The organism is Bradyrhizobium sp. AS23.2 (genome assembly GCF_001908185.1).
In the GTDB taxonomy this organism is placed as follows: Bacteria; Pseudomonadota; Alphaproteobacteria; order Rhizobiales; family Xanthobacteraceae; genus Bradyrhizobium.
In genome coordinates this window covers 1-5,647 of sequence record NZ_LGHM01000210.1, presented here as the reverse complement: position 1 = coordinate 5,647, position 5,647 = coordinate 1, and the positions used below count along the sequence as shown (strand labels likewise).

Annotated in this window: 6 protein-coding genes and 1 pseudogene; 1 reads left to right on the top strand and 6 read right to left on the bottom strand. The window is 63.8% G+C overall.

Annotated features, from left to right (window positions below):
* Window positions 1-245, top strand: a pseudogene (locus tag AC630_RS36720) (hypothetical protein); the annotation flags it as partial.
* A 191-nt stretch (window positions 246-436) separates the two neighbouring features.
* On the opposite strand, the gene AC630_RS36715 reads toward AC630_RS36720, so the two are convergent.
* The 6 genes from AC630_RS36715 to AC630_RS36690 all read right to left on the bottom strand — a co-directional run.
* Window positions 437-931 (bottom strand): hypothetical protein, encoded by a 495-nt coding sequence (locus tag AC630_RS36715; protein WP_074123274.1) that lies wholly within the window; start codon window positions 929-931, stop codon window positions 437-439.
* A gap of 166 nt (window positions 932-1,097) precedes the next feature.
* Window positions 1,098-1,829 carry an aspartate/glutamate racemase family protein gene (locus AC630_RS36710; protein ID WP_074123273.1) on the bottom strand — a complete coding sequence of 244 codons (732 nt, stop codon included), beginning with the start codon at window positions 1,827-1,829 and terminating at the stop codon, window positions 1,098-1,100.
* Window positions 1,830-1,833: 4 nt separating this feature from the next.
* The gene (locus tag AC630_RS36705; protein WP_074123272.1) at window positions 1,834-2,712 is read right to left on the bottom strand and encodes an ABC transporter permease; all 879 of its coding nucleotides are present in this window, start codon (window positions 2,710-2,712) and stop codon (window positions 1,834-1,836) included.
* A 3-nt stretch (window positions 2,713-2,715) separates the two neighbouring features.
* Window positions 2,716-3,675, bottom strand: a complete 960-nt coding sequence (locus AC630_RS36700; protein WP_074123271.1) for an ABC transporter permease — start codon at window positions 3,673-3,675, stop codon at window positions 2,716-2,718.
* A gap of 4 nt (window positions 3,676-3,679) precedes the next feature.
* Entirely contained in the window at window positions 3,680-4,969 is a 1,290-nt protein-coding gene (locus tag AC630_RS36695; RefSeq protein ID WP_074123270.1) for an ABC transporter substrate-binding protein, read from the bottom strand.
* A 50-nt stretch (window positions 4,970-5,019) separates the two neighbouring features.
* Window positions 5,020-5,647 (bottom strand): ABC transporter ATP-binding protein (locus AC630_RS36690; RefSeq protein ID WP_143198594.1); only part of this gene is annotated, 628 nt, incomplete at its 5' end.

Genomic DNA, 5,647 nt, shown 5'->3' with positions numbered 1-5,647 from the left:
ACGGCGGTGGCGGTGGCTGGCGCGGCCATTGGCATGGCGGCGGCTTCTGGCCCGGTGTTGCGATCGGGGCGGGGCTTGCCGGAGCCGGCTATTACGGCGGCTATTATGGCTACGGTTATCCCTATTACGGCGATCCCTACTATTATGGTACCGGCTACGAAGGTTATGGCGGCTGCTATGTCGTCCGGAAGCGGGTCATGACGCCATCGGGCTGGCGTGTCCGTCGCGTGGATGTCTGCGAATAGGGGCGACCAGGCTCGGCTGGGCCCACCAAAAAACAAGGCCGTTGACGCAGTATACCGTCAACGACCTTGCCAGCCCCGGATATTGAAATCGGCTCACGCCATCCGGTAGGGGCTAGCATCGCGCGGAATCATACGGGCGAATGTGATCCAGTTCACAAGTGGCGAAAATAAAGTCCGGCGCCCTGACCCGATTAGCCGCGCGAGCGCCTGCGCGCGCTGGCGTGGGCACGCTGCCGCGCCGGTTTCCTGCGGGTAACCGATGCGGTTTCCGTCTCGGTCGCCCGGGAGCTGGCGAAGGACTGCCGCAAATTCTCGATCGACTCGTTCAGCGTGGTGACCTGCTCGGACAGGCGCTTGGTGTCGGCCTGCTGCGCCGCCATGAGCCGCTTCATCGTCTGGAGCTGGTCCTGCACGACCTGGAGCTGATCGATCGATTCCTGCTGGGTCGCCTCCAGCCCCTTGGTCTTCTCGACGAGCTGCTCGGAGGCCTGTGCGGTGCGGGCCTGAAGCTGCCGCGACGCCACCATCCGGTCGGTCTCGGGGGCTGCGCCGGTATAGGCGCGCCAAATCGCAATTGAAGTCACCCCCAAAATCAGGAGCAGGAGGGCAGCGGCGGCCAGCGCGATCGGCTGGGCGCCGAGGCGAAGGAGGGGATTGGACGGTTTGTCCCGTGCGAGATCGATCATCGCTGACAAAGCCCAAAGTGAAACTTGGTGCGTGGCGAAGACCGGCCACCCTAGGCGGCCGAGGTGTCCCGAAAGCGTTACATTTCGGCAACGAATGGGACCAAAAAGAGGCTTAGGGCAAAAAAAGCCAGCAATCAGCTGGCCTTGAGGCCGCCAGGAGCGAGAATCAGGGCTGAAAAGACGAAAATGGCCCGGAATAGGCTTTCGACCGCGGCGCGGCGTAGGGGCCGATTCGGGACGTCTTCAGCCCGAGCCGCACCAGTCCCTCCGCCAGTATCACCGCCGCGGCGACGCCGTCGACCACCGGCAGGCCGTGGATGTCGGCGAGTTCGGCGGCAAGGTCGGCCATGCCGGCGCAGCCAAGCACGATCGCTTCCGCGCGGTCGTCGCGGATCGCAGCGGTGATCTCGGTGGAGATCCTGCCGAGGGCGTCGGAATTGCGCTCTTCGAGTGCCAGCACGGGGACCTCGGCGGCGCGGACGCGGGCGCAGCGCTCGGCGAGGCCGTATCGCTTCAAATTATGCTCGATCGGCACGATGGAGACACCGAGCGTCGTCACCACGGCAAAGCGCACCGCGATCAGGCTCGCCGTATGGAAGCCGGCCTCGCCGATGCCGATCACCGGCGCTTTCGCAGCGGCGCGTGCGGCATCGAGGCCGGTGTCGTCGAAGCAGGCGATGATGTGGGCATCCGCGCCGTCGCGGTCAGCCTCGCGGATGCAGCCGAGCATGCCGGGAACGGCGAAGGCTTCGTCGTAAAATCCCTCGATCGAGACCGGGCCCATCGTGGGCTGGCGCGCATCGATCACGGTGTCGGGCAGGGCGACCGCGCGTGCCGCAGCGGCGATCTTCGTCGTCATGGCAACAGTGGTGTTGGGATTGACGACGTGCAGCCGCATCGGATCAGACAAGCCCCTTGCCGGCGTCCGAGCCCTTGGCCGCCTGCCGCTTGTTGAGCATGTGGATGGTACCGAGCGCAAGCGTGATGACCGCGAACGACACCGCCGAGATCATGGTGCCGAGCGCGTAGATGTCGGGCTTCGTCACCGTGGTGGTGAGGCCCTGAAGGTCCAAGGGCAGCGTGTTGACCGGGCCGATCGCCTGGCTGGAGCGGGCGAGCTCGTCCCAGGACAGCGTGAAGCCGAACAGGCCGATGCCGATCACGGAAGGCAAAATGATCGGCAGCACGACGTAGCGGAACGTCTGCCACGGCGTCGCGCCGAGATCGCGCGCGGCTTCCTCGAGGCGCGGGTCGAAACGGTTGAAGATCGCGAACATGATGAGCAGGCCGAATGGCAGCGTCCAGGTCAGGTGTGCGCCGAGACCCGATGTGAGCAGCCCCATCGAGGTCTCGAAATTCTCGTTGAAGTAGCTCTTGATCAGGTCGTCGACGATGCGGAATTCAAGCGAGATGCCGAGCGAGGTAATGATCGACGGGACGATGAGGCTCGCGATCGCCGAATAGAACAGAATGCTCTGTGCCCTGAACTTGCGGCGGAACGCCATGCCGGCGGCGACCGACAGCACGACGGTGACGGCCATCACCACGAGGCCGAGCAGCAGTGAGCGGCGGAAGGCGGCGCCGAGGTCGACGATGCCGGTGCCTTCGAACAGCTTTGCCAGCCAGAAGGTCGACACCCCGTTCATCGGGAAGGTGAGGCCGCCCTGCGGGCCCTGGAACGACAGGACATAGATCGCGATCATCGGGCCGTAGAGAAACAGCACATAGGCCGCGAAGAAGATCGCGAGCACGTAGAAGCTGCGCGGGCGTCCTTCCTTCATCGCTCACAACTCCTTCCGGATGTCGACGATGCGCGACATCATGGTGATGATCAGGAAGGTGATCGCGAGCAGGATCACGGCGTTCGCCGCGGCGGCCGGGAATTGCAGCGCGTTCAGCCGCGTCTCGATGATCTTGCCGGCGGCGGCGATCTGCTGGCCGCCCATCACGCCGATGGTGATGAAGTCGCCCATCACGATGGTGATGACGAAGATCGAGCCGATCACGATGCCGGGTTTGGCGAGTGGAATGATGACGTTGACGAGCGTCTGAAAGCCGGTGGCGCCGGCGTCATAGGCGGCCTCGATCAGCGATTTGTCGATACGCACCATCGAATTGAAGATCGGCACCACCATGAAGAAGGTGAAGAGGTGGACCAGCGCCAGCACGACGGAGAACTCGGAGAACAGCAGCCATTCCACGGGCTGATTGATCAGCCCCGTCTTCATGAGCCCGGAGTTCACCAGGCCGTTGCGACCGAGCAGCGGGATCCAGGCGATCATGCGGATGACGTTGGAAGTCCAGAACGGGATCGTGCAGAGCAGCGACAGTCCCATCTGCCAGGTCTTGGACTTGACGTGGAAGGCGAGAAAGTAGGCGACCCAGAAACCGATGAAGAGCGTGATGGTCCAGACCAGGAAGCACAGCTTGAGCGTCTTCAGATAGGTCTTGCCGATCGTGCAGAGATCGGGGAGCTGCGCGATGCAGCCTTCGAATGTGTCGGTGTAGCCGCGGCCCGAGAAGGCCGGCAGCAGTTGGTATTCGTTGTAGTCCCAGAAGGAGACGATGACGACGAACACCAGCGGAATCAGGAAGAACGCGAGAAACACCAGCATCATCGGCCCGGCCTGCAGCCAGGAGATGAAGGACGGCGACAGGCGCGCCGGCTTCGCGGCGCGCGTCGTATCGGATCCCAGGACGAGGTCCGGGGATGCCTGTTGCAGGATAGTCTCCGACGTGTCCATCACGTTACGCCGCGATGAACTCGTTCCACTTGCGGACCATGTAGTCGTTCTCGTCCATCACGGCGTTCCAGCACGCGACCGCGCCCATGCGCTCCTCGTAGGAGCCGCCGTCGCGCACCGAACCGGCCTTCTCCAGCAGCGAGCCGTCGGGCGCCTTGATGTCCTTCTCGGCCGGCTTGCCTTCCATCCAGTAGGCCCACTCGTAGGGCTCCATCTGCGCCTTCGCGGTTGACAGCACGGCCGAGTAGTAGCCCTGGCGGTTGAGATAGGCGCCGGCATAGCCGGACAGGAACCAGTTCACGAACTCATAGGCCCAATCGAGCTTCGCGCCCGAGACGCCCTTGGAGACGCAGAAGCCCGAGGCCCAGGAGCGATAGCCTTCCCTAAGCGGCTGGAAGGTGCAGGCGATGCCCATCGAGCGCACCTTGGTCACCGCCGGCGACCACATCGACTGGATGACGGTTTCGCCCGAAGCCATCAGGTTGACGCTCTCGTTGAAGTCCTTCCAGAAGGCGCGGAACTGGCCGGCCTTCTTGGCCTCGGTCATGACCTTCATGGTGAGATCGATCTCTTCCTTGGTCATGTTGCCCTTGTCGGCATATTTGTACTTGCCGGTGGCTTCCACGACCATCGCGGCATCCATGATGCCGATCGAGGGGATGTTGAGGATCGAGGCCTTGCCCTTGAATTCGGGATTGAGCAGTTCGGACCACGAGTCGATCGGGCGCTTGATCAGGTCGGGACGGATGCCGAGCGTGTCGGCGTTGTAGACGGTCGGAATCAGCGTGACGAACTCGGTCGCTGACGTCGCGAACTTCTTGGAGTCCTTGCCTTCGAGATAGAGCACCTTCCAGGGCGCGGTGCCCTGGCCGCCGATCTTCTTGCCGCCGGGCGTTTCGCCCTTGGTGAAGACCGGCGTGATGTTGTCGAATTCCTTGATCTTCTTGGCGTCGAGAGCAAGGATGTTGCCTGATGGCACGATCTTCTTCAGCGAGAAATATTCGGTGTCGAGCACGTCGAAGGAGTTCGGCTGGGTCATCACCCGCTTGGTGACGTCGTCGGTGGTCGCGGTGATGTATTCGATCTTGATGCCGGTGTCCTTCAGGCACTGCTTGGAAATGTCGTCACCCTCGTTCACGGCGGTGCCGAGATAGCGCAGCACCTTGGTCTCGGCCGACTTCACGTAGGGAAAGCCGGTGATGGCGCCGGAGCCGGCGGCAAGGCCGGCGAGACCCGCGGTGCCCTTGAGTAGCGTGCGGCGGCTGACGCCGGTCTTCCCAGTGGTCTCGGTCATATCAGTCACTCCTCTGTTGCTCTGTTGCGCGTTATCGTTGACGGTGAGCGCTATTGCAGGCGCTGCGCCTTGGCGGGATCCCAGGTGGCCAGCACACGATCTCCCGGACGGAACGGATGGACGTCGAAGGAGGCCTCGGGAACGTGGGAGAACAGGGCGGTGCCGTCGTCGAGCATGAGCGAGACGGCGACATAGGAGCCCTGGTACTCGGTCTGGGTCAGCAGCGCCGGCGCGCCGAACGCGCCGTCAGTGAACGGCACGATGCCGAGCTGATCGGCGCGCACGGCGATGAGGTTGCCGGCGTCGCTGAGGACGTTGTGGCCGCCGATGAAGCGCGCCACGAATTCGGTGCGGGGATGGTGGAAGATGTCGCGGGCGGTGCCCTGCTGCTCGATCCTGCCGTGGTTCATCACCACGATGTGGTCGGCAAGCGCCATCGCCTCTTCCTGGCCGTGGGTGACCTGGATGAAGCTGATGCCGAGCTCGCGCTGCAAACGCTTCAGCTCGCCGCGCATCTTCACCCGCAGAAACGGATCGAGCGCGGAGAGGGGCTCGTCGAGCAGCAGGATCTGCGGCTCGGTGATCAGCGCCCGAGCGAGCGCCACGCGCTGCTGCTGGCCGCCGGAGAGCTGCGCCGGTAGCCGGCCCGCATAGGGGCTCATGGCGACGAGCTCCAGC

What these genes read in the sequence shown, in the direction of transcription:
- AC630_RS36695 (WP_074123270.1), bottom strand. Translation starts at nt 4,969, where the DNA reads ATGACCGAGACCACTGGGAAGACCGGCGTCAGCCGCCGCACGCTACTC.
- AC630_RS36705 (WP_074123272.1), bottom strand. Translation starts at nt 2,712, where the DNA reads ATGAAGGAAGGACGCCCGCGCAGCTTCTACGTGCTCGCGATCTTCTTC.
- AC630_RS36700 (WP_074123271.1), bottom strand. Translation starts at nt 3,675, where the DNA reads ATGGACACGTCGGAGACTATCCTGCAACAGGCATCCCCGGACCTCGTC.
- AC630_RS36710 (WP_074123273.1), bottom strand. Translation starts at nt 1,829, where the DNA reads ATGCGGCTGCACGTCGTCAATCCCAACACCACTGTTGCCATGACGACG.
- AC630_RS36715 (WP_074123274.1), bottom strand. Translation starts at nt 931, where the DNA reads ATGATCGATCTCGCACGGGACAAACCGTCCAATCCCCTCCTTCGCCTC.